This is a genomic window from Streptomyces sp. UNOB3_S3, from assembly GCF_020740895.1.
Lineage (GTDB): Bacteria > Actinomycetota > Actinomycetes > Streptomycetales > Streptomycetaceae > Streptomyces.
In genome coordinates, this window is record NZ_JAILXP010000784.1 from 1 (window position 1) to 527 (window position 527).

1 pseudogene is annotated in these 527 nt (G+C 87.7%); it reads right to left on the reverse strand.

The annotated features are described in order from the left end of the window. Positions 1-527 (reverse strand): annotated as a pseudogene (locus tag K6I33_RS36715) (PAS domain S-box protein); the annotation flags it as partial.

Here is a 527-nt window from a genome sequence, read left to right on the forward strand (position 1 = left end):
GCCCACGGGCCGCCGCGACGGCGCGCCGTGCGCGGCGGCCCGTGGGCGCGGTGGCGGGGGCGCGGTCGGCGTCCGCAGGCGGCAGCGCGAAGGGCGCGCGCGGCGCCTCGCCCGGTTCCGCCGGCGCGGCGGCCGCCTCGCGGCGCGCCCGGCGGCCGGTCGGCGTGCCCGTGGCCTGCGGCGGGACGAGCCCGGTGCCGGAACGTTCGGCGGACCCCTCCTCGGCGCGGGCCGGCCCGCGCCGCCGCCCGGTCGGGGCGGGGGCGCTCGCACCGGCGTCGCCGGTCGTGCCCTCGGCGGCGGTCCCGTCACCGGACTCGGCCGCTGCCGCCGGGGCGGTGCCCGCCTCGGCGGGGGCCCGGCGGGCACGCCTGCCGCTGCCGCCGCCCTGCGCCGCCGCGTCGTCGGCGGCCTCGGCCGGAGCCGTCGGAGCGGCCGGAGCGGCCGGGGGCACGGGAACGGCCGGGGGCGCCGGAGCCGCCACCGGGGCCGGGGCGGCGTCCGGGCTCGTGTCCCGGCCCCGCTGC